At 40.6% G+C, this 25,532-nt stretch carries 22 protein-coding genes, 1 pseudogene and 2 riboswitches; of the genes and pseudogenes, 17 read left to right on the top strand and 6 right to left on the bottom strand.

The features are described from left to right. Positions 1 to 72: 72 nt before the first annotated feature. The 6 genes and pseudogenes from MHH65_RS18465 to MHH65_RS18440 all read left to right on the top strand — a co-directional run bounded on the left by MHH65_RS18465 (position 73) and on the right by MHH65_RS18440 (position 4,937). A pseudogene (locus MHH65_RS18465) lies at positions 73 to 557 on the top strand (MarR family transcriptional regulator). Between the two features lie 13 nt (positions 558 to 570). After that, the gene (locus MHH65_RS18460; protein ID WP_041118286.1) at positions 571 to 1,209 is read left to right on the top strand and encodes a nitroreductase family protein; all 639 of its coding nucleotides are present in this window, start codon (positions 571 to 573) and stop codon (positions 1,207 to 1,209) included. Between the two features lie 25 nt (positions 1,210 to 1,234). Next, on the top strand, positions 1,235 to 1,528 hold the full coding sequence (locus MHH65_RS18455) for a putative quinol monooxygenase (RefSeq protein WP_098677081.1): 294 nt from the start codon (positions 1,235 to 1,237) through the stop codon (positions 1,526 to 1,528). A gap of 189 nt (positions 1,529 to 1,717) precedes the next feature. Continuing rightward, on the top strand, positions 1,718 to 4,099 hold the full coding sequence (locus tag MHH65_RS18450) for an immune inhibitor A domain-containing protein (protein WP_098677082.1): 2,382 nt from the start codon (positions 1,718 to 1,720) through the stop codon (positions 4,097 to 4,099). A gap of 206 nt (positions 4,100 to 4,305) precedes the next feature. Further along, positions 4,306 to 4,560: an ORF6C domain-containing protein gene (locus MHH65_RS18445; protein ID WP_012011773.1), complete on the top strand. Its 255-nt coding sequence runs from the start codon at positions 4,306 to 4,308 to the stop codon at positions 4,558 to 4,560. Between the two features lie 5 nt (positions 4,561 to 4,565). Beyond that, positions 4,566 to 4,937, top strand: coding sequence for a DUF1304 domain-containing protein (locus MHH65_RS18440; protein ID WP_034281380.1), 372 nt, complete (start codon positions 4,566 to 4,568; stop codon positions 4,935 to 4,937). 34 nt (positions 4,938 to 4,971) lie between these two features. On the opposite strand, the gene MHH65_RS18435 is transcribed toward MHH65_RS18440, so the two are convergent. Continuing rightward, positions 4,972 to 5,136, bottom strand: coding sequence for a hypothetical protein (locus MHH65_RS18435; protein ID WP_003214630.1), 165 nt, complete (start codon positions 5,134 to 5,136; stop codon positions 4,972 to 4,974). A 255-nt stretch (positions 5,137 to 5,391) separates the two neighbouring features. Here MHH65_RS18435 and MHH65_RS18430 point away from each other — a divergent pair, with 255 nt between their 5' ends. The 11 genes from MHH65_RS18430 to MHH65_RS18380 all read left to right on the top strand — a co-directional run bounded on the left by MHH65_RS18430 (position 5,392) and on the right by MHH65_RS18380 (position 17,812). Further along, the gene (locus MHH65_RS18430; RefSeq protein WP_034281379.1) at positions 5,392 to 6,048 is read left to right on the top strand and encodes a type 1 glutamine amidotransferase domain-containing protein; all 657 of its coding nucleotides are present in this window, start codon (positions 5,392 to 5,394) and stop codon (positions 6,046 to 6,048) included. A gap of 141 nt (positions 6,049 to 6,189) precedes the next feature. Continuing rightward, entirely contained in the window at positions 6,190 to 7,317 is a 1,128-nt protein-coding gene (locus MHH65_RS18425; RefSeq protein WP_065214972.1) for a hypothetical protein, read from the top strand. A gap of 56 nt (positions 7,318 to 7,373) precedes the next feature. Beyond that, positions 7,374 to 7,477: riboswitch (TPP riboswitch) on the top strand. An 87-nt stretch (positions 7,478 to 7,564) separates the two neighbouring features. Then, positions 7,565 to 8,251: a thiaminase II gene (gene tenA, locus MHH65_RS18420; protein WP_025093767.1), complete on the top strand. Its 687-nt coding sequence runs from the start codon at positions 7,565 to 7,567 to the stop codon at positions 8,249 to 8,251. Continuing rightward, positions 8,248 to 8,847 (top strand): ECF transporter S component, encoded by a 600-nt coding sequence (locus MHH65_RS18415; RefSeq protein ID WP_025093768.1) that lies wholly within the window; start codon positions 8,248 to 8,250, stop codon positions 8,845 to 8,847. The genes tenA and MHH65_RS18415 overlap by 4 nt, the downstream gene beginning before the upstream one ends. Beyond that, a complete protein-coding gene (locus tag MHH65_RS18410) occupies positions 8,822 to 10,420 on the top strand; it encodes an ABC transporter ATP-binding protein (RefSeq protein ID WP_098677083.1) in 1,599 nt (532 codons plus the stop codon). The genes MHH65_RS18415 and MHH65_RS18410 overlap by 26 nt, the downstream gene beginning before the upstream one ends. Then, positions 10,410 to 11,144 (top strand): energy-coupling factor transporter transmembrane component T, encoded by a 735-nt coding sequence (locus MHH65_RS18405; protein WP_025093770.1) that lies wholly within the window; start codon positions 10,410 to 10,412, stop codon positions 11,142 to 11,144. Before MHH65_RS18410 ends, MHH65_RS18405 begins: the two co-directional genes overlap by 11 nt. 149 nt (positions 11,145 to 11,293) lie before the next feature. Next, positions 11,294 to 12,133: a methyl-accepting chemotaxis protein gene (locus MHH65_RS18400; RefSeq protein ID WP_025093771.1), complete on the top strand. Its 840-nt coding sequence runs from the start codon at positions 11,294 to 11,296 to the stop codon at positions 12,131 to 12,133. Positions 12,134 to 12,302: 169 nt separating this feature from the next. Further along, a complete protein-coding gene (locus MHH65_RS18395; protein ID WP_098677084.1) occupies positions 12,303 to 13,118 on the top strand; it encodes a YwqG family protein in 816 nt (271 codons plus the stop codon). Between the two features lie 235 nt (positions 13,119 to 13,353). Beyond that, positions 13,354 to 14,187 carry a PRD domain-containing protein gene (locus MHH65_RS18390; protein ID WP_098677085.1) on the top strand — a complete coding sequence of 278 codons (834 nt, stop codon included), beginning with the start codon at positions 13,354 to 13,356 and terminating at the stop codon, positions 14,185 to 14,187. Between the two features lie 327 nt (positions 14,188 to 14,514). Next, positions 14,515 to 16,422, top strand: coding sequence for a beta-glucoside-specific PTS transporter subunit IIABC (locus MHH65_RS18385; RefSeq protein WP_025093773.1), 1,908 nt, complete (start codon positions 14,515 to 14,517; stop codon positions 16,420 to 16,422). Then, entirely contained in the window at positions 16,394 to 17,812 is a 1,419-nt protein-coding gene (locus MHH65_RS18380; protein WP_061110275.1) for a glycoside hydrolase family 1 protein, read from the top strand. The genes MHH65_RS18385 and MHH65_RS18380 overlap by 29 nt, the downstream gene beginning before the upstream one ends. Positions 17,813 to 18,314: 502 nt before the next feature. Here MHH65_RS18380 and MHH65_RS18375 read toward each other — a convergent pair. From MHH65_RS18375 to garR, 5 genes are all read right to left on the bottom strand, one after another. Continuing rightward, the gene (locus MHH65_RS18375; protein ID WP_098677087.1) at positions 18,315 to 19,304 is read right to left on the bottom strand and encodes a GNAT family N-acetyltransferase; all 990 of its coding nucleotides are present in this window, start codon (positions 19,302 to 19,304) and stop codon (positions 18,315 to 18,317) included. Positions 19,305 to 20,339: 1,035 nt separating this feature from the next. Next, on the bottom strand, positions 20,340 to 21,461 hold the full coding sequence (locus MHH65_RS18370; RefSeq protein ID WP_098677088.1) for a 5-methyltetrahydropteroyltriglutamate--homocysteine S-methyltransferase: 1,122 nt from the start codon (positions 21,459 to 21,461) through the stop codon (positions 20,340 to 20,342). 88 nt (positions 21,462 to 21,549) lie between these two features. Then, positions 21,550 to 21,662: riboswitch (SAM riboswitch) on the bottom strand. An 82-nt stretch (positions 21,663 to 21,744) separates the two neighbouring features. Continuing rightward, positions 21,745 to 23,064, bottom strand: a complete 1,320-nt coding sequence (locus tag MHH65_RS18365) for a gluconate:H+ symporter (protein WP_081125097.1) — start codon at positions 23,062 to 23,064, stop codon at positions 21,745 to 21,747. Positions 23,065 to 23,114: 50 nt separating this feature from the next. Continuing rightward, positions 23,115 to 24,536: a four-carbon acid sugar kinase family protein gene (locus tag MHH65_RS18360; protein WP_098677196.1), complete on the bottom strand. Its 1,422-nt coding sequence runs from the start codon at positions 24,534 to 24,536 to the stop codon at positions 23,115 to 23,117. A gap of 7 nt (positions 24,537 to 24,543) precedes the next feature. Next, a complete protein-coding gene (gene garR, locus MHH65_RS18355; protein ID WP_056765369.1) occupies positions 24,544 to 25,437 on the bottom strand; it encodes a 2-hydroxy-3-oxopropionate reductase in 894 nt (297 codons plus the stop codon). Positions 25,438 to 25,532 lie beyond the last annotated feature (95 nt).

The following is a 25,532-nucleotide window of genomic DNA, read 5'->3' as shown; positions in this document are numbered from 1 at the left end:
AAAATTCACTTTATGAAACAAACCTCTTGCAATCATCAAACAATGGGTGTATATTAATTGACGAGTCAATGATTGATATATCAAGTAATTGATTTCTGAATAGAAAAGAGGGGATGGCATTGACTGCATTTTGCTCTGAAGAGGCAGAGGTATTATATCGTTTGCAGTGCGTGAACCGTATGATGGGCGTGAAGTTCGAAGCATGTACGGGCATCAGCCAATCAAGACTTGAGTTGCTATCGCTGTTATTCCAAGCCGATGAAATCAGCCAATCAGATTTGCAGAAAAAAGTAAATATTGATAGTGCAGCTGTGACGCGTCATTTAAAACAGCTGGAAACAAAAGGAATGGTCACACGCAGAAGAAAACCAGAAGATAATCGAGTCACACTTGTCCGCTTAACAGAAGAAGGCAGAACGAGAATCGAAGCTTCTAAAATAGAAAAAGAACGATTTATCTCAGAAATGCTTGAAAACGTAAGTGAAGAAGAACGAAGGCTTCTCACTGATGTGCTCATCCGTATACAACAAAACATCGAAAAGATTCAAACAACCTAAAGGAGTGTTACACATGGCTACAACATTAAAAACAAACGATTTTATGGAAATTATGAAAGGGCGCCGCTCTATTCGTAACTATGATCCATCTGTGAAAATCAGCAAAGAAGAAATGACAGAGATTTTAGAAGAAGCAACAACTGCACCATCATCAGTAAATGCACAACCTTGGCGCTTCATGGTGATTGACAGCCCAGAAGGAAAAGAAAAGCTTGCACCACTTGCAAAATTCAACCAAACTCAAGTGTCAACATCAGCAGCTGTCATTGCAGTTTTTGCAGATATGAAAAACAATGAATACTTAGAAGAAATTTATTCAAAAGCAGTAGAAAATGGCTACATGCCGCAAGAAGTGAAAGAAAGACAAATTGCTGCATTAACTGCACATTTTGAAGCTCTTCCAGAACAAGTGAATCGTGAAACAATCTTAATTGACGGTGGACTTGTGTCTATGCAGCTTATGCTTGCTGCACGTGCACACGGTTATGATACAAATCCAATTGGCGGATATGATAAAGAAGTCATCGCTGAAACATTTGGATGGGATAAAGAACGTTATGTACCAGTCATGCTTCTGTCCATTGGGAAAGCGGCTGACGAAGGTTATGCATCTTACCGTTTACCGATCGACCGTATCACAGAGTGGAAATAATTTTTAAAAAAAGGGAGACGATCACATGATCATTATTCATGCAGGGATGACCATTCATCCAGAAAAAGAAAACGTATTTTTAGAAGAAATCAACGAATTAATGAAAGCTTCACAGGCTGAAGAAGGCAATGTTTCCTACAAGCTGTTCAAGGATACAGAAAAGGAAAATACATTTTTAATGGTAGAAGTGTGGAAAGATGACGTTGCGGTTCAGAGCCATAATGCAAGTGCTCATTTCCAGGCTTTCGTAGCGAAGGCAAAAGAATTCTTAGCCGCTCCACTTGACGTGGTTGCCTTTCAAGGCCAGCAGCTTTCATAGAAAAACAACAAACACCCTAGGCGGTTATCGCCTAGGGTTCTTTTATTTTCGACATATGGTTCCACCCATTTCATTCACGTATTGTGCATTTTCCACAAAATTTCTGAAAATAAAATGTTTTTCGACTTAACTATATTGGAATATGCTAGAATTAGATATTATTTATTACCAAAATAGGGAGGAACCAATATGAAAAAAGGGAAATGGACGAAAATTGCACTAACCGCTGTCCTAAGTTTAGGCACATTGACAGCTTTCAGCACCCCTCTATCTGCCCACACCACAGAAAAATCAACATCCTCAGATGGCGGTCATTATTCAGGTATTCCATTTGACTCAAGTGTCGTGAATGAAGACCGTCTTATCAAAGCCTTGAAAAAACAAGGAAAGATCAAAAAGAATGCCAATGAGGCAGAAACCCAAAAAGCATTAAAGAACTATCTAAAGAAAAAAGAAGAATCGGCAATGAAACAAAGTGCCAGCACCTTAACAGAAGAGCCTGAATTCCTGAAAGAATACAAACAAGAGGTACATAACAAACTTGCCAAAAAGAAAAAATTAAAGAAGCATAAAGGAAAAGAAGGCAATCAAGTAAAACCGGTCAAAAAGGAAAAGTATAAAGGTGACGTCCGCAATGATAAAGTATTGGTTTTATTAGTAGATTTTAAAGATTATAAGCATAATAGTATCAAAAAAGAAGAGACTGATATGTACTATGACAAGTACGATCAACAGCACTATCAAGATATGCTTTTCGGAAAAAATGGCTACATCGGTCCAGATGGGAAACGGAAAGTATCCATGAAGCAATATTATGAAAAGCAGTCTGGCGGCAGTTACACAGTTAGTGGAACAGTTGCAGGATGGTATACAGCGAAGCATGAAGCAGCTTATTACGGCGGGAACGTACCTGACGATTCAGGCAGTGACGGCAGACCGCGCGAATTGGTGAAAGAAGCACTCGAAGCAGCAGCAAAAGATCCGAATATTGATCTCAGCGAGTATGATCAATGGGATCGCTATGATATTGATGGCGACGGGGTTTATAACGAGCCAGACGGCATCATTGACCATCTGATGGTCGTTCACGCCGGCGTAGGTGAAGAAGCAGGCGGCGGACAACTTGGCGCTGATGCGATTTGGTCACACCGCTGGTCACTTGGTGATGTATTTGAAATTCCGGATACTGAATCTGAAGTTGGTCAAGGCGGGAAATTAGGCGCGTTGGATTACACCATCGAGCCTGAAGATGGCGCAGCAGGTGTGTTCACACATGAATTCGGACATGATCTTGGTCTTCCTGACGAGTACGATACACAGTACACAGGCAGAGGAGAGCCCGTTTCTTACTGGTCGATCATGTCAAGCGGAAGCTGGGCAGGTAAAGTTCCTGGTACGGAACCAACAGGCTTTAGCCCATATGCGAAAGAAATGCTTCAAAATCTGCATGGGGGCAACTGGCTTTCTGGACAAACCATCGATGGTAAAACATTAAAGAAAAGCAAAACAGTATTAATTGATGAAGCAGCAACAAAAGGAACGAACCATGATGCCGTTCGAGTCGATTTACCAGATAAAGAGATTGTCGTCACGACACCTGCTCAAGGGAAATATTCGTACTTCAGCGGAATGGGTGACAATTTGAATGCAACCATGACGACAACAGGTATTGATTTGTCAAAAGGAAGCAAAGCAGAGCTGACATTTAAAGCATGGTACGATATTGAAGAAGATTATGATTATGCGTATGTCGAAGTGCGTGAAACAGGGACTGATCAATGGAAGACCATCGCGGGTAACATCACGAATGATCGAAATGAAGCAGGTGCAAACGAAGGCAATGGCATCGACGGAAAATCAGACGGCTGGGTAGATGCAGCCTTTGACCTGTCTGCTTATGCAGGGAAGAAAATCGACCTGCAATTCCGTTACACAACTGATGCAGGCTATGCACTTCCAGGCTTATTCGTAGATGACCTGAACATCACCGCAGATGGAGCGAAAGTATGGTCAGATGATGCCGAGGGCACGTCTACTTTTACCTTTAATGGATTCTCAAAATCTAATGGAAAACAATATGCAGCACAATACTATTTACTAGAGTGGCGCTCTTATGCTGATGTCGATAAAGGCTTAAAGCATATTAAACGCGGGGCAAGTCTGATGAGCTACAATAACGGGTTGGTCGTTTGGTATGTCGATCAATCATACAGTGATAACTGGGTAGGAAAACATCCGGGGAACGGCTTCCTTGGCGTAGTAGATGCAGATCAGCAAGTATTAAAATGGAGTGACGGTTCCATTGCCGCCACAGGGTTCCAAGTACATGATGCAGCATTCTCTTTGAATCCAAGTACGAAGCTGAATATAGATTATACAGCAACAACGGGCTTAACTTTGCAAGATCGCTACATTCGACCGGCTCGTACATTTAGTGATAAAAAGAACTATGTGAATCCAAACAACCCAGATGCAGGACGCGATGTACCGACATATGGGTTATCCTTTAAAGTCGTTGGACAAAGTAAGGATCGTTCTGTTGGAAAGGTATTAATTTCGAAAAGTAACTAAATAGAAAGCCGGATTCTACCATTGAATCCGGCTTTTTGATATGTGAGAAAAGGATTGTGAGGGCACGATTGTTTTTTAAATCGAATGTCTGTTCTTTTTTATTTTGATATCCGAATGAAACCATTATATAATAGACACTGGAAGGTTTTTCTTTCAACCAAGATTCTTTTTAGCTGTTAAAACAAAGGAAAGGATGAGCGTTACCAATGAGTTGTGTCACTGCCAAGCAATTAAAGGTGATTCGAGGGACGATGCAGACTTTTTGCAGCCATTTGGAGTATGATGGCCACGGTAAGCTTCATATCAATACCATCATGGCTTTTATTAAAAAGGAATTCGGCGTGAGAAAAATGAAAGACATTCCACAAAGTCGCTTTACAGAAGCACTAGAATTAATACAAGACTTTGATTTATACACGGACAAAATAGAGATTCGTGACCGTCTATCAGAAAGGAATTAACTAAATTGAATATTTTAGCAATGATTTTAGTAGGAATTGTCGCATTAGAACACATTGTCATCATGTTATTAGAAATGTTTTTTATGGAATCAAAGATGGCGAAGCGGTCTTTTAAGCTGCCAGAACACTTGCAAAAAGATCCAAATGTCAAAGTAATGTTTGCCAATCAGGGGCTTTATAACGGGTTTTTAGCTGCAGGACTCATTTGGGGGCTCATTCTTGGATCGAATACCGTTGGATATATGATTCAGCTGTTTTTCATTCTTTGTGTGATCATCGCAGCAGTATTTGGCGGTGTAACATCCAATAAATCAATTATCATCAAACAAGGAGTACCAGCACTGCTTGCACTCATTGCACTGATGCTGGCGATCTAATCTTAAATAAAGCCGCCCCTGGTGAGGGCGGCTTTTATCTTTTTCGAAGACCCATCAAACGAATAATGGATGTTAGACAAAGGGCTACGGCAACGGCCAAAATGATTTTTCCGTACATGACCCCCGTTAGGTTCATCAAAAAGACGGCCAATATAATACAGAGCGTGATGATGATCATCACAATCGAATAGGTTTTCATCTCTTTTCCACTCCTTTAAAAATCCCCTCATGTGACGAGAGATCTGTCAATCTTTCCTCATATTATATCACTCAATGACAATTTTACATGAAATTCCCTACCAATAGAATGTGACATATTGATTAGATTTCGAGTCATACCATATTTTTTAGAAAATCGGGTATAACATAATGAGCTGGCCTAAAGTCATATTGCTTGATATTTAATTGTGCAAAATATAAAATAACCACAGGATAAATCGAAAGGATGATCAAGATGAGTAAGAAAGTGTTATTAGTATCGACAAGCAGCCCAGAAATGAATGGACATCCAACAGGCTTATGGCTAGAAGAGTTGGCAGAGCCATTTCATATTTTTAAAGAAAATGAACTAGAAGTACAAATTGTCTCTATTCAAGGTGGCACTGTACCAATTGACAAAAATTCAATTCCTGAAGGTGTCCCAGCGCAATATCAAGATGTATATGAATTACTTCAAGACACAAAGGCGCTTACAGATGTGAATCCCGCTGATTATGACGGAATTTTCTTTGCTGGAGGGCACGGCCCTATGATCGACTTTGCGTCTAATCAACTGGTAGCGGATGCGATCTTAGCAGTTTCAGATAAAAATGGTGCGATCGGAGCCGTTTGTCATGGCGTTTCAGCATTCGTTGATGTGAAGGATGAAAATGGCAAATCATTTATCGAAGGCAAAAAAATCACAGGCTTTACAAACGAAGAAGAGGAAGCCGTGCAGCTGACATCAAAAGTTCCATTTTTATTGGAAACAAAACTTCGTGAGCAGGGGGCAGCGTTTGAAAAAGGAGACGCCTTTGCGCCATTTGCTGTCGTTGACGGACAAATCATCACTGGACAAAACCCGGGATCAAGTGCAGAAACAGCACGCTTGTTTGTCAAAACTATTGCATAAAACGATCAAAAACCAGTCGTGACTCATGCGGCTGGTTTTTTTGTTATAAAAATGTCCCAAAAAAGACCAAAACAATAATTAGAATAATGGTAAAATAATCACAGGGTAAAAAACCCAAATGAGGAAAAAGGGGATGTTCCTGTGAGAGCATTTTATGTCAAAATCACCGCAGCTTTACTATCTGTTTTACTTGTCGCAACAGGTTTGTTGTCACCAGCATTAAAAGCAGAAGAAGCACCGAAATCAGAAGGGAAAATATCACCACTGACGGAAAAAGCGATTCAGCAAGTGCAAGAATCGTTTGAAAAGCAGGATGAAGGAACCGCTATTCAACAGAAGCAAGTGAAAAAATCATTTAAAGTGAATAAGAAGAAAGGAATCAGTATCAAACGAAAAGCTGCTAAAGAAGGCAAAATGCGCACGTCTGCCGTTCGCTCCATTGATGGACTAGCTATTAATCAATCGGCTGTCTTAACAGAGGACGACCCAGTTGATTTATGGTTTTTAAGCACATCTTCACCTCAGGCACTCATCAGCCGGATTACCTCTTCAAACCCTGATTATTTTGTTCAATTATTTGTTGTTGATTATGAAACAGGACAAGCCTACCCGACAGATTTGATTCAACCGGCAGGCAGCCTGCTTGGATTGACCAACTTACCAGCAGGTGATTATGCATTCGGTATTACAAGCGGCGGAGAATTTGGAGATTCCTACACGATACAAGTAAATGCAAAAAACCCGCCCAATTTCACGGGGGCTGTATCTCTTTCGTCCACCTTGCAATATTTTGTAGCTGAGTATGCAAACGGTGATGTATTTGCAAATGGTACAAAAGTATACAATAAGCAAACAAAGACAGCAAATTATGAATGGGAGCGTGTTTTTTATTTCTCTTATGATGGAAAATACGAACAAAGAACTCATTCAATCTCAAGTGTGAAAGTAAAAAACATTTCGGCTCCTGTGTCATACTCAGCTCCTTATGCGAGCTCCTCAGAAGCCATCCTCGTTTACTTAGATGTTGAGACATTGTTTATGTACCATCAATCATCATATGCAAGCGGGCAATATTACCATGATACCTTTGTTGATACACTCGGGAAGACAACACCAAGACGCTTAGATATTGATGATATGACAAATTACGGTGATCATATTTTAGCTGTAGATTTAAAAACAGGAAAGCCGATTGATTTCTTCAGTGTGCTGAATTTCTACTATGCTGCAGGGATCGAGAAGCTGCCAACAATCAGAACGTTGAATTAAGAAAGGCTGTTGACATCAAAACGCCACATGTGTAGAGTAAAGATAATTAAATGACAAAAGTCCACTAGGGGAGTCATGTATGACTGAGACAAGAGAAAATCTTGGACCCTTTGAACCTGATCTAGTTCGTACTAGCGGAGGGAAGTGGAGCTGGACCTTATCTTATTCATGATTGAATTGATAAGAAGGCCGCTCCATTTGGGGTGGCTTTTTCATTTATTCAACTGAAGAAGAGGAGGCTTTTTTTATGACATTTTCTACGCAATTAAGGAAAGAAGCAGAACCGTTATTTGAAGCCATTTATCAGCATCCGTTCGTCAGAGGCCTGGCAGCAGGAAAGCTGGAAAAGGAACAAATCATTCATTACGTCAAACAAGATGCAGAATACTTACAAGCATTCATTAAAATTTATGCAGCAGCGCTCAGCAGATGTACAGACAGAGAGGATATTGCGTTTTTTCATCAGCAGATTGCGTTTGTACTAGATAGTGAGACGCACCCTCATCAAAACCTTTGCCGAGTGGCAGGAGTAGCATATGATGAGCTCCAAGGTGCTTCTTTGGCTCCGAGTGCTCATCACTATATTCATCACATGCTGCAAGTTGCGCAAGAAGGCACGCTTGGTGAAATCATCGCTGTCCTGCTTCCATGTCCTTGGACATATTGGGAAATAGGGAAACGAATGCTTACAGATGTGCAGCCGGACCCGTCACATCCGTTTTATGAGTGGATCACGTTTTATGGAGGATTAACCGATTCTGTTACAGGTGAGCTTTGCAAGCGGCTCGATCAGTTGGCGGAAGCAGCAAGTGAGAAGGAAAAGGAAAAAATGAAACAGCATTTTATCTTAAGCTGCCAGCTCGAGTACAAGTTTTGGGAAATGGCCTTCACTGTTGAAGAGTGGCCAGTTCAACTGGAGGTGCATTCATCATGACATGGAAGATGAAAGAAGTCGTCCTTGCGGTGATTTTATCCGTTGCGTGCGGTGTGATCTATTTAGGATGGTCCACGCTATACTTACCGATTACAGCACTTGTTGGCCCAGCAGGAGGCAACATCATGTTTGGAATATGGGTCATTGCCAGTCCAATCGTTGCATATATCATTCAAAAGCCGGGAGCTGCTCTGATTGCAGAAACAGCCGCCGCTGCTGTGGAATTATTGACAGGAAGCCACTTTGGACTTTCAGCTCTGCTGATTGGTGTATGCCAAGGGCTTGGGGCAGAAATCGCCTTTGCTCTTTTTGGTTATAAACGGTATCGCATGTGGACACTGATGCTGTCTGGTGCCTTTGCCGCTATCGGAGCGATGGCGTATAGTCTCGTGGCAAATGGCTTCGGATATTATACGCCTCAAGTTTTACTTATGACGCTTGTGACTCAAATCATTAGTGGAATGATACTTGGCGGATGCCTTGCGAAAGTGGTGGTGGACGCACTATCCAAAACAGGTGTACTGAATCAATATGCCATCATGAAAGAAAAACGAAACAAAGGTGAACAGCATGAATTCATTTCTCGCGTGCAATGAACTCTCTGTCCGTTTTTATGAACAGCCTAAGCCAGTTTTGCATCAAATCTCCCTTACGATTCAAAAAGGGGAAAAGGTGCTTATTTTAGGACCGAGCGGAAGCGGGAAATCCACGCTCATTTCGGTTCTGGCTGGAATCATTCCAGAGCATGTGGAAGCAGACATGCAGGGCGAAGTGGTGCTGCAAAGACATACAGGCGTGATGTTTCAAGATCCAGACTCTCAGTTTTGTATGCACCGCGTCAATGAAGAAATTGCCTTTAGCTTAGAGAACCGTTCCGTCCCTCGTGAAGAGATGGATGACATCATTCAGCAGCTCATGCAAAAAGTCCAACTGGATGTCGATCCGCATACAGAGATTCACACGTTATCTGGCGGCATGAAGCAGCGATTGGCACTTGCTTGTTTACTTGCATTACAGCCGGATGTTCTATTCTTTGATGAACCGACCGCACAGCTTGATCCGTCAGGTAGAATGGACATATTTCAACTGCTGCAGCAGCTTGCAGCCGATCAGCAGCAGACCATGATTTTTGTAGAGCATGTGCTTGACGGTGTCATCGAATGGATGGACCGGGTGATTTTATTAGATGATCAAGGCAGCATTTTAGCAGATGGAGCTCCAAAAGATGTGCTCGCGGCATATGAGGAAGAAATGAAAGAGGCTGGAATTTGGCGGCCCAAATTATTTCCCGAGAAATGGTCCACGATCATTCAAGATCCATTTCATCCACTGAGTCAAACCTTTATGCAAACCTTTAAAGCACGAAAAGAGCAGCGAGAAAAAGTGCCATCAATCGAACGAAAGACAATGATTCGTACAGAAAATCTTCAATTAAGCTACGGGAAAAAAAGGATTATGAGTGATCTCCAGCTTGATATCAAATCAGGGGATTGGGTGGCGATCATTGGGGAAAATGGAAGTGGAAAAAGCACACTTCTCAAACATTTGGTTCGTTTAGAGCCAACGAAAAAAGGCCACATTTTCTTAAAAGATACACTCCTAAAAAAGTGGTCAGACCGAGAACTATATGAAAAAGCAGGCTTTGTGTTTCAAAATCCGGAGCTTCAATTTATACAAGACACAGTATTCGATGAAATTGCCTTTGGCGGCAGACAGCGAAACTGGCCAGAATCAGTCGTACAAGAAAAAACGGTTCAGCTGCTGAAAGAGTTCGGTTTAGAGAATCATGCAAAAGCACATCCCTTCACCTTAAGCTTAGGGCAAAAAAGAAGATTAAGTGTTGCCACGATGCTCCTTTTTGATCAAGATGTATTGCTGTTAGATGAGCCGACTTTCGGGCAGGATGAAAAAACGGCGAAGGAATTGATGAGGCGTTTAAAAGAGCGTCAGCGCCAAGGTACGACCATTGTGATGGTCACACATGATATGGAGCTTGTCGATGAGTGTGCCGATCAAGTGCTTCTGTTTCATCAAGGGAAGCATGTGTATGATGGCACCCCTTATGATTTATTTTCAAATCAAGAACTTGTCGATGCTTATCAGCTGAGAGCTCCTTTACATTATCGCTATGTGGCAGAAAGAAAGGACGTGCTGACGATTGCAAAGTAATCAATCCTTTCTTTCTACTGTGAATCCAGTCATGAAATTACTCGCTCATCTGCTTGCGATGGGCTGTCTCATGGCGATTTCTGACCCTAAAACTACCTTTATCATTTGGCTGTTTGCTCTTGGCATTGGAGTTGTTTTAGGTGGATGGAATATGAAGTATCTCGTTACAAGGCTTGTCCCTTATTTGCTCTTTTTTATTCTCGTCTTTTGGATGATGGCGGCCTTCGGCAAGGGGGATCATACCGTTTGGAAGTGGGCGTGGTTTCATATCACAGAGGAGAGTTTAAGAAATGGGCTCACCATCGCTTTTAGAATGCTGGGATTTGTGACATTTGGTCTCCTTTTTACGTCCACAACAGATTTGACGGCATTTATGATGAGTCTGATTCATCAATGCCGAATGTCCCCAAAATGGGCGTATGGCATGCTTGCCGGCTTCCGGTTTATTCCGTTATTTCAAAGTGAATTAAAACAAATGAAAGCTGCACACAAAATCAGAGGCTACAAGCAAAAAAACAGCTGGAAAGCCTTTATGCGTTATGCATTGCCCCTTTTTACGCAAGGCGTACGAAAATCAGAACGCTTAGCGATTGCAATGGAAGCCAGGGGCTTCACAGGGACGAGAGAGCGAACATATTATCATATCATCAGCACCTCATGGATTGACTATATGTATCTTTTTCTCATCGGTATCAGTGTCTTCATGTGCATTTACTTTGTTTAAAAAACACCCACATTCTCTTGATAGAATGTGGGCTTTTTATATGTCTTAGGTCATTTGATTGATATTAGTACACATTACAGGCTGTAATAGATCATATAACGAACCGATAAAGAAGGTGTACTAGAAAAAGAGAGGATGAACGTAAGCGAATGTCACAGAGAATCGATAACATAATAGACGCTTTACCAATCATTGGACTCGCTATGAGAGAGCAGCTAACCTTTTCTGTTTTAGGGAAAGAGAAGGTTCTTTACTATCAGCAGCATGGGAATATTGATTTAGGATTTAAAGCTGGTGATGCACTAGATGCTGGATTCCAAAACTTTGCGATGTTGAAAAATGGGAGAGAACCATCGTTTATCCAAATTCCGAAAGAAGTATACGGGATTCCAATGGATATCGTAGCCGTTCCAATTAATGATGAATCAGGTCAAGTGGTTGCTGCCTTCTGTGTGGCATATGACCAAACGAATCAACAACGATTAGATCACATCATGACGGAGAGCAACGAAGCTTCCGAAAAACTAGTCGCAATGGTACAGCAGGTTGCCGCACATTCAGAGGAACTACAAGCGACAAGTGAACAAATTCTACAAAATACGAAAACCACTGTCGAAAATTCCTCTAAAATCAATCAAGTGTCCAATCTCATCAAAGGTATCTCTGATCAAACGAACTTACTTGGACTCAATGCATCAATAGAAGCTGCAAGAGTAGGGGAAGCAGGAGCAGGCTTTGGAGTGGTCGCAACAGAAGTGAGAAAGCTGTCAACTCATGCGAAACAGGCGACGACTGATATTGAAACAGCCCTAAAAGATGTGCAGGGGTCGATCAAAGGAATGGAAGAAGAAATTGCGCAAATTGTCGCTTCCTCTGAGCATCAAGCAGAACTAGTAGGCACTTTTACGAAAATTATTGAAGGTCTTCACGAAACAAACGAAACGATGAAAGCATTAGCAAACGACTTAGTAAACTATCAAGTGAAATAAAAGAACGACAAAACCTCCAGCTGAATCGGAGGTTTTTTTATCATTTCAAGGTGAGAAACTTGTTAGGATTATGACCGTTTTATCGCTGACAGGCAGGATACACTTCTGTATGATAGAAAAAGAGAGACTAGTTTTGTCATTAGACCTATTCATAAGGAGGAAGATCATCGTGACACAATCAGCGAAGCTGAAAGAAATACTTGCACCCTACCGTCCGTTGTTAGATGAAACGGAAAAACCAATGATTCAATTGCAGATGAAACAAGGAAAAACAGGACCATACGACAGCAAAATAGCTGGTGATCCTTATTTTCCAAAAAACGACGAATATCCAGTTGACGGCGAAGGACATCCTATGAAACTTTTGGCACAAATTAATTTCGGCCAGCTGCCCAAGATGAAGGATTATCCAGAAACAGGACTTTTGCAAGTTTTTATTTCTGTGCATGATGATCTTTATGGGATGAATATTGACCATAAAACAGAGCAAAAAGATTTTCGCATCAAATTTATTGAGGAACCTTTCTTGGCAGAAGAAGAGTTAATGACTGATTTTTCTTTTGTGAAAATTCCAGACGATTTTTATTTTCCTGTGACGAAGGAAGGCGCAATTACAGGTGAATTATCAAGCGAAACGATCAGTGTAGGAGATTTCCGCTTTGAAAAAGTCACAGGAAAGAACAGCTGGGACCTATTCGAAGATGCAGAAGGTGTTAATGGCGATGAAGCAGATGCCCTGCTGGATGAATTTTATGAAACAGCGAGTGGCTTTGGTCACAAATTGGGCGGGTACCCAGGGTTTACACAAGAAGACCCGCGTACCTATGTAGATCAAGAACATACCGTTCTGTTATTACAAATTGACTCAGATGATGAAGTAGATTTGATGTGGGGAGATTGCGGTATTGCCAACTTTTTTATCAAACCAGAAGACCTTAAACGAAAAAATTTCGAGAATGTCGTCTATAATTGGGATTGCTCCTGATTTTGTAAAAAACACACTTTAAACACTCTTTATAGAGTGTTTTTGTGTATGTTTTTAGACTTTTTTGCCCCTATTTCGTCATTTTTGAGAGGTAATATGTCATTCTTTCTAGTTGACCGGATCAAAAAAAAATGTAAAATCATCTTAAAGTCCTCTTTTTTGAAAATAATAATAACATGACATATGAATCAACGATAAAATGCTCGAAAAAGCGGAATGTACTGGGGGGTATCAATTGATCATTTCTAAAGTAATCAATAATAATGTTGTCAGTGCGTATGATGACGAGCAGCATGAGCTGGTCATTATGGGCAGAGGGATCGCGTTTCAAAAGAAAAGTGGAGACCCGATTGACGAAGAACGAATCGAAAAAGTATTTTCTATTCAAAATAAAGATATATCAGAAAAATTCAAAACCCTGCTTTATGATATTCCAATCGAGTATATGCAAGTGTGTGAGGCGATTATTGAGCATGCGAGAACAACCCTTAACAACAATTTAAATGACAGCATCTATGTGACGCTGACGGATCATATCACCTTTGCCATTGAACGTCATCAAAAAGGAATGGACATCAAAAATGCCTTGCTCTGGGAAATCAAACGGCTGTATAAAGATGAGTTCAGATGCGGTTTAGAAGCTATTCGGATCATTGAGGACAAGCTGAGCATCCATCTTCCTGAGGATGAAGCCGGCTTTATTGCCATGCATATTGTCAATGCAGAGCTCAATGAAGAAATGCCAAACGTGATTCAAATCACCAAACTTATTCAAGACATTTTAAACATCGTTAAATATCACTTTCAAATTGATTTAGACGAGGAATCATTAAATTATTTCCGATTTGTGACGCATTTAAAGTTTTTCGGACAGCGTCTGTTTAACGAAACACAAATGGAAAATCAAAATGAGTTTCTGTATGAAGTGGTAAAAGAGAAAAACACTGCAGCTTTTCAATGCGCAGAAAAAATTAACGAGTATGTTCAAAAAGAATACAACCGAAGTCTCATAGAAGATGAAATGCTATATTTAACTTTGCATATAGACAGAGTAATAAAAAGAAAATAAATTCAAAAAGAAAGCGTTGACATCACAAAAATAACATGATAATTTATAAATATAAACTAAATAATCCACAATCTTTTAGGATTGTTACTGGTCAAGCAGGCAAAACCTAAATCATTGTCCCTATCTTTGATAAGGCGTGATTTAGGTTTTTTTATATCTAAAGACTTATAAAAATTTAATAACGATCAATCGCTATGAAGGATTGTTACTGGTTAAGCAGGCAAAACCTAAATATCGATTAATGTCTGAATCGCTATTTCTCGGACATTAATGGATGTTTAGGTTTTTTCTATATCAAGATGAAATCAACGATTGGAGGGTAACACAATGAACCACAAACAAACAGCAAAAGAAGTGCTAGAACTTGTCGGCGGTGAAAAAAATGTTAAGCAAGTTACACATTGTATGACAAGACTTCGCTTCAACTTATACGATGAAAGCAAGGCAGATAAAGAAAAGCTGCAATCAACAGACGGCGTCATGGGCGTGAATCAAAGCGGCGGTCAATATCATGTCATTATCGGCAATGATGTCTCAAATGTCTATCAAGCGATGATTGCTGACTCTGGACTATCAACAGATGTAAAATCAGGCGGTACAGAGGAAGCATCAAAACAAAATGTGATATCAAAGCTATTCGATTTTATCTCTGGTGTCTTCACACCGATCCTTCCAGCCATCGCTGGGGCCGGTATGATCAAAGGGATTTTGGCACTGATGCTCACATTCCAGTGGATATCAGATAAAAGCAGTACGTATGCGATTTTAACAGCCATCGGAGATGGAGCCTTTTACTTCTTACCGATTCTGCTTGCTGTAAGCGTAGCCAAAAAAATTGGCACAAATCAGTATATCGCGGCTGCCATTGCAGCAGCAGCACTGCACCCGCAGTTAACCGCTTTACTGGGCGCGGGAAATACAGAATTTCTAGGCTTGCCAGTGGTTGCCGTTGTGTACTCTTCATCGGTGATTCCAATTCTACTCACCATCTGGCTTGGTTCATATGTTGAAAGATTCGCAGAAAAATATAGTCCAAAATCATTAAAGATCATCCTTGTTCCAACCGTCACACTTCTAGTCGTTGTACCAGTTATGCTCATCGCGGTTGGACCGCTTGGCGGGATTATCGGAAGTGGCCTTTCAGGTGGAATTGATTTATTGTTTAAACATGCAGGTCTTTTGGCCGGACTCTTGATCGGCGGATTCATGTCACCATTGATCATTACGGGCATGCACTATGCACTGCTTCCAATCATGATCAACAACATTACGTTAAACGGTTTTGACTACATTCTTCCAATGATGTTTGTAGCGAATATGGCACAAGCAGGCGCAGCATTCGGTGTCTTCTTAAGATCAAAAAACAAAACATTCAAATCATTGGCGATGTCTACAAGTATCACAGCTTTAATGGGTATTACTGAACCTGCTATGTATGGTGTGAACATGCGATTGAAAAAACCGTTCCTTGCAGCCCTCATTGGTGCAGCAGCAGGCGGCGTGTTCATGTCAATCTTTAAAGTAAAATCATATGTGATATCTGGATCAGCAGGCCTCCCAGGTCTCCCAACATTCATTGGACCAACATTTGTCTACTCAATCATCGGTTTAGTAATCGGATTTGTTGTAGCAACGATCATGACACTTGTTCTAGGATTCAAAGATGTGCCAGTGAAAGATGATACAAAAGCAGACAAACCAGAAGAAAAGAAAGACACAGCGGCACTTCAAAATGAAGTGGTACAAAGCCCGCTTGAAGGTCAACTAAAGCCGCTCAATCAAGTAAATGATGCAACATTTTCTAATGAAATTATGGGTAAAGGTGCAGCCATTGTACCAACAGCTGGGCGTGTTGTAGCACCGTTCAATGGCAAGGTTGAAACCATTTTTCACACAAAACATGCCATTGGCTTGAAGAGTGAACAAGGTACAGAACTTCTCATCCATGTCGGGATTGACACGGTAAAACTTGGCGGAAAGTATTTCACAAGTCATGTGCAGTCAGGTGATCTGATTCAAGCAGGAGATGTACTCATTGATTTTGATATCGAGGGCATTCAGCAAGAAGGCTATGATGTCACCACACCTGTTATTGTCACCAACACGAATGATTATGCACAAGTTGATGCGAAAACAGATGGAACGATTACAGTAAAAGAGACACTACTTACAGTCAGTGTAGAAGAAAAAGAGGAGGGTATTCAACATGAACAAGTTAGAAAAAACATTTCCTAAAGGTTTCTTATGGGGCGGCGCTGTTGCAGCCAACCAAGTTGAAGGCGCATATAATCAAGATGGAAAAGGCTTATCGACAGCTGATGTGTCACCAAATGGTATTATGCACCCATTCGATGAATCAATGAAAGACCTTAACTTATATCATGATGCAATCGATTTCTACCATCGCTATAAAGAAGATATTGCACTCTTTGCAGAAATGGGATTCAAGTGCTTCAGATTATCCATTTCTTGGCCGCGTATTTTCCCAAATGGCGACGATGCGGAACCGAATGAAGCAGGCCTCGCTTTTTATGAAAAAGTATTTGATGAACTGCATAAGCACGGAATTGAGCCAGTTGTCACCATCTCTCACTATGAAATGCCGCTCGCACTTGTGAAAAACTACGGCGGATGGAGAAACCGCAAGCTTGTGGATCTTTATGAAACATACGCGAAAACATTGTTCACTCGCTTTAAAGACAAAGTGAAATATTGGATGACATTCAATGAAATCAATGTCGTGTTACATGCGCCTTTCACTGGCGGCGGACTTGTATTTGAAGAGGGTGATGACGAGAAAAGCATTCAATATCAAGCAGCGCATCACCAATTTGTTGCAAGTGCTTTGGCTGTCAAAGCAGGACACGAAATCATTCCTGATGCGAAAATCGGCTGTATGATTGCAGCGATGACAACTTATCCGTACAGCTCAAGACCAGAAGATATGTTTGCTGCAATTGAGCAAGACCGTAAAACATTATTCTTCTCAGATGTACAGGCAAGAGGTTATTACCCAGGTTACATGAAACGTTATTTCCTTGAAAATGACATCAACATCGAGTTCCAAGAAGGGGACGAAGACATTTTAAGAAACCATACAGTGGACTATATTGGCTTCAGTTATTATATGAGCTTTGTGACAAGTACAGATCCAGAGATTCTTGGACAAGTGACTGGCGGTAACTTATTTGAAGGTGTGAAAAACCCTTATCTAGAAGCAAGTGATTGGGGGTGGCAAATTGATCCGAAAGGACTTCGTACAACACTGAATCAGCTGTATGACCGCTACCAAAAGCCATTGTTTATCGTAGAAAATGGATTGGGTGCTGTCGATCAAGTAGAAGAAGACGGATCTATTCAAGACGATTACCGAATTGATTACCTCAGAAGCCATTTGCTGGAGGCGAGAGAAGCGATCGCAGACGGAGTTGACCTGATCGGTTATACAAGCTGGGGCCCAATTGACCTTGTCAGCGCATCAACGGCTGAAATGAAAAAACGCTACGGCTTCATTTATGTTGACCGTGATAATGAAGGAAACGGTACATTAGATAGAAAGAAAAAGAAAAGCTTCGATTGGTATAAACAAGTGATTGCGACAAATGGTGAACATTTGGATTACTAAACAGAGAAAATATTGTTTCGTTTCTTTAAGGACATATGGTGTCTTGAAACGGTGAAAATAATACAAAAACAATTTGAATCAGGCATTATCATTCTTTGGGTCTCCTCTAGAGGCATGATGGTGATAATGCCTTTTTTATGAAAAAGACAAAATTGAACAAAAAATAAACCACACTTTAAATTGTTGCGTGGTTCATATAAATCATATAATGGTTTTAATTCGGTAATACCTATTCTTCAAGTATTTCTTTTATATCTTCAATGATTAGGGTATTTAAAATTAAATTCTAGTAGACTTAACCCTTTCCCAATTGTGGTCTAAGAAAAGAATCCTATTCTCTAGTGGTTATCAGCAGCAATTCTGTCTTCAATTCAGTAATTATACATCTGAATCTTTCTCCACTGTATGAATTCATAATCAATGTTATAAAATTTAACTAGCTCAGGATAGACTATTAATAACTTGGTAGTACTCATGGAACTAGTCAGTCAGCTTTTTATAGTCATTGTATCAACCTTTTTTCAAATTCTAATTCATCTTTGACATGTATTCCGTAATTTCCTATAGAGGGAATTGTAGGTTTAACCATTCTTGCTTTATCAATTGCACCAATATAGATGTTTTTGAAAGAATATCCCTTTCTTTGATAAAACCTAATTGCATTTAAGTTATCATTACTAGTGATTAAATTAATAGAGTGTATATTTTGTGTTTTTAGATTTTGTTCTAACTCAAAAAGTAATCTACTTCCAACACCATGGTACTTTTCTAGAGCCTCCAAAGTCAGGATTTCTACCTCTTCTTTGAATATTTTGTAAACTAATATTCCTACTATATAATCTCCACGTTTAGCCAACAAAATGTTTTCATTTAAAACATTATAAGTTGTCCCTTTAGACACCATAGTCGTTCCACCCCAATGTTCATTAAAAAACCATGTTAACCACGAAAAGTCTTTTGAACTTGGCTGAGTTATTATCAATTCTTCTGAAAGAGAACATTTTTTTGACAGCTGGATATGGGCTATTTCTTTTTCATGCGCTTGATCCTCAGAAAAATGGATTGAGATGCCTAGTTTTTCGGCGTTTATTTGAGCAAGTTTTTGTTCATAGTTCGAAAAATCTTCAGGGTCAATACCAAAATAAAAAAAACTCTCAGGTGGATTCTTTTTGTACCACAGTTTGCTACTGATGACATATTCGTTTTGTTTTGTTTCAGTTATGCTGATATCATCATATAATAGTGCTCTTCCTTCAATAAACTCTAAGACAAATTCATCTAATTTGTTTTGAGTAAATATACGGTTTTTTTCTTGAAAATATCCTATTTCACTTAATTTGCTGTGAATCCAATTAATTAAATCATCCTCGTTTAGTTCATTATCTCTCGCTAGTGCCATTAGCATTGCAATGTAATTAACGATTGTTTTGCTTCTCTTAGTTGAAATGTTTTTATAGATGTTTTCTAAAATATCGTTGTTAAGTTTATTCATTTTACATATACAACTTCCTTTTCAATTAATTGTTTACTAAATGCTTGCAGGTCTTCGATACAAGTTTGAACATCTGTATCATTCTTCAGTAATTTCTAACAAGTTACCAAGATTGTGGCTTTGGCTCGTTTGTATCCATACTTATTGGAATATCTCCGTTCAACGGAGAATTCTAAAGGATGGAATGAATAATTTGAATACCTGTGCTGGTGTAATGGGGGGTATGGTTTATAATTTTATTACCTATCGACGGATAGTTTATTTTCTTTGGCGAAATCATTATATAAATAACATTCATCATAAGTTAGCCATGAATGTACACTCCTTTCATAAAGTGTTAAGGTATGAAAAAACAAGTTTATAATACATGTCCATTAGCAATAACTACATTACTAAACTCAACAAGAAGAGTAGTTTTATAAACTTTATTCTTGTAATCATTTTTCTATTTATGTATTAAATTTCAAGTTAATACCCTAACGAAAGTCATAATATCACATTTTTCTTATTTTTTTAATTTAGATCAATAAATTTTTGACAAGTTTTTATATCGATACTCTCTATCTAATAAAGTGAATATCATTGAGGAGGCAGGGATCTTAACGAATTTTTAGTACCACCTGTAGGAGGCAATGAGTTGGTATGAAAAAGAGTTGCCTTAGCATTTGATTTCACCGATATATTTAAACCAAAGCTTCGAGACCCCATAAACTATAGTCACACTTTTAGGTTTGCTTGAGGGAACGATGGAAAAAGCAGTATTGTAATTTCTAATAATTAGGGTGGATTTTCAGTAGGAGATATTCTGGCTAGGAAGATGACTTGAATGTATCAATCCACTTAACTTGTTAGACAACCTATGAGTATAAAAATGGTTTTTAAGAAGATAACGTATGTTCAATATATTCTTAAACTCAACTATAGAAGTAATACGATTAAACTTAATATCAAGTTGATTGAGATGACAAAAAATAAAGAACCGCTTAAAAAAGCGGTTCTTTATTATGAAGGTCAGCTTTTTCTGTAAGTTTTCGCCTATTTCCACACTTGATCAGCAATCTCAATCACATGACGCAGCTTTTCCCATTGTTGCTCTTCTGTTAACAGGTTGCCTTCCTCTGTTGAGGCGAATCCGCATTGTGGACTCAAACAAATTTGGTTAATGTCTACATATTGAGCCGCTTCCTCAATGCGTTTTTTAATCTGTTCAACTGGCTCAAGCTCTCCGTATTTTGAAGTGACAAGGCCTAGTACGATTTGAAGGTTTGGGTTCTTCACATATCGAAGGGGCTCAAATCCGCCAGAACGATCGTCGTCAAACTCTAAAAAGAGACCATCAAGATCTAAGCCGGCAAAAATTGTTTCTGCTGCTGCTTCGTAACCACCTTCAGCTGCCCAAGTTGATTTAAAGTTACCGCGGCAAATGTGCATCGTAATCACCAAATCCTCTGGGCGGTTGGCAACAGCTTCATTGATTGTCTTCGCAAACGATTCACGAAGTTCATCTTCTTCACGGCCAAAGGCTTTGATTTGTTCATGGCCTTTTTCAGAAAAGAACACTGCCCATGCCGTATCATCCAGCTGCAAGTAGCGGCAGCCTGCATCATAAAAAGCACGGATGGCTTTCTTATACGCTTGTGCCACATCATGATGGAATTCTTCTAAGCTGTCATACACTCCTTCTTCAAGCTTTCCACGGAAAAAGAGCATATTCGGACTTGGAATCGTCATTTTAGCCGTATGATCACCAGCGATGCTGTGAAGGAAACGGTAATCCTCCAGCATTGGATGATCTGTAAAATCGATCTTGCCTGTTACCTTGATGCCTCTAGCTTTTGTCGTTGTGTTATGAAATTGAATGCCTTGATCTGCTTCAAACCCTTCAACCCCATCGAGTCCTTCAAGAAAGTCAAAATGCCACCATGCACGTCGGAACTCACCATCTGTGACAACCTCTAACCCAATTTCTTTTTGCTTCTCTACAATACGTGTAATTTCTTCGTTTTCAATTTGTCGGAGCTGCTCTGCTGTCAGCGTACCGTCTGCTTTTTGCTTGCGTGCTTCCTTGATGCGCTCTGAACGAAGTAAACTTCCTACTTGATCTGCGCGGAATGGCGGTTTCGTTGTTTTCTTTCCAATGGTTTGTACTTGAGTCATGTTGAATCCCTTCTTTCTTCAGGTTAAAAAATCAAATAAAAAAGCTCTTCCTTAGATAAGGAAGAGCATCATATACTGTGAGAACTCTGCCTTATCTTCAAACAAGCATTTGCTTGCTTAAGGAATTAGCACCATTCTGTTCCTAGGAACAGCGGTTGCCGGGTTTCACAGGGCCAGTCCCTCCACCACTCTTAATAAGGTTACCTTTTGATTCAATTTTCTTAATAAACACAATTATTCAACGTTTTCAGGGAAAAGTCAATGGTTTTTACAATTTAATTTCCTACATGAACAAATCAGCGACAAGAACACCAGCAAGTCCGACAAGTGAAAGCACGGTGACCATCAATGTCCACGTTTTAAAGGTTTGAGCCATTGATAGGTTAAAGTATTCTTTATAAATCCAGAAACCCGCATCATTCACATGAGAGAACGTGATACTGCCGGCACCTGTTGCGATCACCATTAATTCAGGGCTGACACCCGTCAGGCCAATCAGTGGTGCAGAAATGCCAGCCGCCGTGAGACCGGCGACAGTGGCTGATCCTAAAGAGACACGAAGGACAGCAGCAATGAGCCAAGTCAGAAGCAGGGGAGAAAGTGTGCTTCCTTGCATGATTCCTGCAATGTATTGATCGACGCCGCTATCAATGAGCACTTGTTTAAAGGCGCCGCCGCCTGCAATAATTAATAGAATCATAGCAATAGAGCCGATAGAATCCGTGATGGACTTCATCACATCCTGCATGCTCTTTCCTCTTCCAAGCCCAAACGTGTAGATGGCAAGCAGCACTGAGATTAATAGTGCAATCGCCGGTTCGCCTAAAAACTCAGCGGTTGGCAGCAATGGGGAGGATGGGAAGAAAATTTCTAGAAATGCTCTGAATGTCATAAGTAATACAGGCAAAACAGCGGTGAAAATGCTAATGCCGAAGCTAGGCATTTCTTCTTCTGTGAATTCCTTTGGATTAAATAAGTTCTTTGGGATATGTGCGTGCAACTGATCTTTTTTAAATAGTTTCGTAAACAGAAGTCCGCCTACTAAAACAGCAGGAATCGCTAAAATAATCCCAACCAATAAGGTTTGTCCCATGTTTGCCTGAAAGACACTCGCAATGGCAGTTGGTCCTGGGTGAGGAGGGAGGAAGCCATGTGTGGTGATGAGTGCAGCGACGAGCGGCATACCCACATACAGCACAGGAAGTCTTGCAGCCTGAGCGATCGTAAAGACTAATGGAATTAAGATAATGAATCCGGTTTCATAAAATAGAGCAATTCCAATCACAAACCCAGTCAGCATCGTCGCCCATTGGATTTTTCCGATGCCAAATCGGTCAATAAGTGTCATCGCGATCCGCTGAGCTCCGCCAGAATCAGCCATCAATTTCCCAAGCATCGCTCCAAAACCGAGAACGAGTGCCAGATGTCCGAGCGTACTGCCAAGTCCTTTTTCGACGGAAGCGATCGCTTCTAGTGGTGTCATCCCTTCTAACACAGCAACAATTAAAGAGACAATAATCAAAGAAATGAAAGCGTTTAACTTAAAGACAACCATGAGTAACAGCAATAACAAAACGCCAAGTCCAATAAACACTAATGACATGATCTTTCCTCCTTTGTGGTGCATAAGGGGGCGCAAACACCCCTTATGCCTTATCCTTCAAGTATGTCTACAGCTTCTTTTAACGTATCCTTTGCCCCAACATTTCCCGGGAAAATCACATAAGACATGAAAGGGAATTTACTTTCTTCTCCTGTTTGCCAAACAGGGATCCCTGGTTTGATTTGACCTGCCACGGTCGCACGTTTCACGCTAAGTCCTCTTGTCCCAATATCGCTGGAGGTAATTCCACCTTTGGCAATAAGATACTTAGGACGAATGGTGAGACGCTGGACAATACTTGTCACAGCATCACTAATCTGTACAGAGAGTTTTAGTTCTTCCTCTTGGCGATCATCCCCAAGATCAAGCCGTTCTCTTCTTGTATAAACAGCCACAGATTGACCAGCTGCCAACAGTGTTTCAGTTTGCTGAATGACGCGGTCAATTTCTTCGCGAAAGGCATCAGGCTTTAACACGAGGTGGGTATTAAATTCAATAAAAGCCATCTCTTTATTTTGCTCAAGCGCTTTTAATTGTTCTGTTGTTTTTTTCACATGAGAACCGACCATAATGAGACCACCATGAGGGCTTTCTTCTTGTATCAAGTCATCTCTTGTTAATAAGGATTGATCCCCTATACCGCCAAGTACTTTTGTGAGCGCCGCCGCACTTCTGAACATCAGCTGCTGTCCTGCTTGAATGGCTTCAATGAGAGCGGTGACAAAGACTTTGACATCGTCATAGTCCACCGCGTTTACAACCACCTTTTTGAAATCCTTCACACCCATGAGCTGTTGTTTGATTTGATCAATGCGTAAAGCCCGCAGATCAGCTAATGAAATGTAGGTCGTGTTCTCTTTTGTGAACATTCCTTCTGACTTTTCTTCAATCCATTCTCCAAGATGTGATGATTGAAAGCCGAATGTGCGGTCTCTTGCAAATTCTGTGTCACCAGCAGGAATTAATTCATGTCCTTCCTGTACGTAATGAATATTGTCGATCGTAAAGCGTCCACCTTCTTGGAAAAAAGGAAGAAGGATTTCACCATCGAAATGGCGGGAGCTTTGCTGTTCAATGGTCATTTTGAGTACTTCGGTTTCAAGCGGAAAGTGTCCGCGAAGAGTAGAATCCCCTCGGCTGACAATGACGAAGTCCTGATTAAGCCGTTCAGCCACCTTTACAATGGTTGCAGCGATTGTTTCGTGCACAGCGGCAGTTTCTTTCTCTGTCATACTGCGAGAATTGGTCAAAATAAAGAACATTCGGCTGTCTTCAAGAAAACCAGCCTCAATACTTTCTTCTGACCAATCGGTGAAAACAGAGACGCCATGTACGGTTTGAGTCCCTGTTGGATCATCGTCTAATACAATAACTTTATGCTGAAAGCTGCTCAGTGCTTGTTCGTATGCTGATTGAATGGCCTTTGAATCTGCTTTCGGAATGGCATTCAGTATGTCAGTGCTTTGTTTCATGACCATCTCATCCTTTCTTTACTTCGACATGAGCCATTTTTTCGTAATATTGAACGATGCCGCCATGATCAAGCCCGGATTTTCCGTCCGCTTTGAGGGCGTGGAAGATTTCGAGCAGCTGACTAGAAAGCGGAAGAGGAACACCGATATCATGAGCAGTTTCCATGACATTGGTTAAATCCTTCAAGTTGATGTCGATGCGTCCGCCAGGTTCAAAATTTCGTTCTAAGATGAGAGGGACCTTTGCATCGAGCACGGCACTTCCTGCCAATCCGCCGCGGATGGCTTCATACATCTTATCAATGGCAATGCCTGATTTAGCAGCTAGAACGAGCGCCTCGGACATGGCCGCAATATTTAAGTTGACGATGATTTGATTGGCAAGCTTCGCTGTTGTCCCGCTGCCATTTGCTCCAACTAATACGACTTCAGTGCCCATTGCAAGCAGGACATCCTTCACTTGCTCAAAGATGGATTCTTCGCCGCCAGCCATGATGGCAAGTGTTCCGTCTATTGCCTTCGGTTCTCCGCCGCTGACAGGTGCATCGATAAATTCCACCTGATGCTGTTTGGCAAGAGCAGCTAAAGCCCTGGAGGTGACAGGAGAAACTGAGCTCATATCTACGATGATAGTGCCAGGTGCAGCTGTCGTTAAAATGCCTTGATCACCTGAAACGACTGCCTCTACATGCTCTCCTTTAGGAAGCATTGTGATGATGATATCGCTTTCAGAAGCTGCCTCAGCTGCTGAAACAGCACCTTTTGCTCCGGCTTCTTGTAACGATCGAATAGCTTCCTCATTTAGGTCAAAAACTGTCAAAGTATGACCAGCTTTTAATAGATTGAGTGCCATAGGTTTCCCCATAATACCTAGTCCAATGAATCCAATCTTCTTTGTCACGTTGCCTGCCTCCTATATAGAAAACCCTTACAAAAAGCGCTTTCTTTTCATTTTGTTAGTATATATACTATCTTTTAAATTTGATGGTAGGAAAT

This window comes from Bacillus sp. FSL L8-0654 (assembly GCF_038629965.1).
GTDB classification, from domain to species: Bacteria; Bacillota; Bacilli; order Bacillales; family Bacillaceae; genus Bacillus; species Bacillus safensis.
Note: the sequence above shows the minus strand (reverse complement) of the source record. Positions and strands in the feature narration are given on the sequence as shown.

What these genes read in the sequence shown, in the direction of transcription:
- MHH65_RS18455 (WP_098677081.1), top strand. Translation starts at nt 1,235, where the DNA reads ATGATCATTATTCATGCAGGGATGACCATTCATCCAGAAAAAGAAAAC.
- MHH65_RS18445 (WP_012011773.1), top strand. Translation starts at nt 4,306, where the DNA reads ATGAGTTGTGTCACTGCCAAGCAATTAAAGGTGATTCGAGGGACGATG.
- MHH65_RS18360 (WP_098677196.1), bottom strand. Translation starts at nt 24,536, where the DNA reads ATGAAACAAAGCACTGACATACTGAATGCCATTCCGAAAGCAGATTCA.
- MHH65_RS18450 (WP_098677082.1), top strand. Translation starts at nt 1,718, where the DNA reads ATGAAAAAAGGGAAATGGACGAAAATTGCACTAACCGCTGTCCTAAGT.
- MHH65_RS18460 (WP_041118286.1), top strand. Translation starts at nt 571, where the DNA reads ATGGCTACAACATTAAAAACAAACGATTTTATGGAAATTATGAAAGGG.
- MHH65_RS18400 (WP_025093771.1), top strand. Translation starts at nt 11,294, where the DNA reads ATGTCACAGAGAATCGATAACATAATAGACGCTTTACCAATCATTGGA.
- MHH65_RS18365 (WP_081125097.1), bottom strand. Translation starts at nt 23,064, where the DNA reads ATGTCATTAGTGTTTATTGGACTTGGCGTTTTGTTATTGCTGTTACTC.
- MHH65_RS18375 (WP_098677087.1), bottom strand. Translation starts at nt 19,304, where the DNA reads ATGAATAAACTTAACAACGATATTTTAGAAAACATCTATAAAAACATT.
- MHH65_RS18380 (WP_061110275.1), top strand. Translation starts at nt 16,394, where the DNA reads ATGAACAAGTTAGAAAAAACATTTCCTAAAGGTTTCTTATGGGGCGGC.
- MHH65_RS18385 (WP_025093773.1), top strand. Translation starts at nt 14,515, where the DNA reads ATGAACCACAAACAAACAGCAAAAGAAGTGCTAGAACTTGTCGGCGGT.
- tenA (WP_025093767.1), top strand. Translation starts at nt 7,565, where the DNA reads ATGACATTTTCTACGCAATTAAGGAAAGAAGCAGAACCGTTATTTGAA.
- MHH65_RS18430 (WP_034281379.1), top strand. Translation starts at nt 5,392, where the DNA reads ATGAGTAAGAAAGTGTTATTAGTATCGACAAGCAGCCCAGAAATGAAT.
- MHH65_RS18410 (WP_098677083.1), top strand. Translation starts at nt 8,822, where the DNA reads ATGAATTCATTTCTCGCGTGCAATGAACTCTCTGTCCGTTTTTATGAA.
- MHH65_RS18370 (WP_098677088.1), bottom strand. Translation starts at nt 21,461, where the DNA reads ATGACTCAAGTACAAACCATTGGAAAGAAAACAACGAAACCGCCATTC.
- MHH65_RS18435 (WP_003214630.1), bottom strand. Translation starts at nt 5,136, where the DNA reads ATGAAAACCTATTCGATTGTGATGATCATCATCACGCTCTGTATTATA.
- MHH65_RS18415 (WP_025093768.1), top strand. Translation starts at nt 8,248, where the DNA reads ATGACATGGAAGATGAAAGAAGTCGTCCTTGCGGTGATTTTATCCGTT.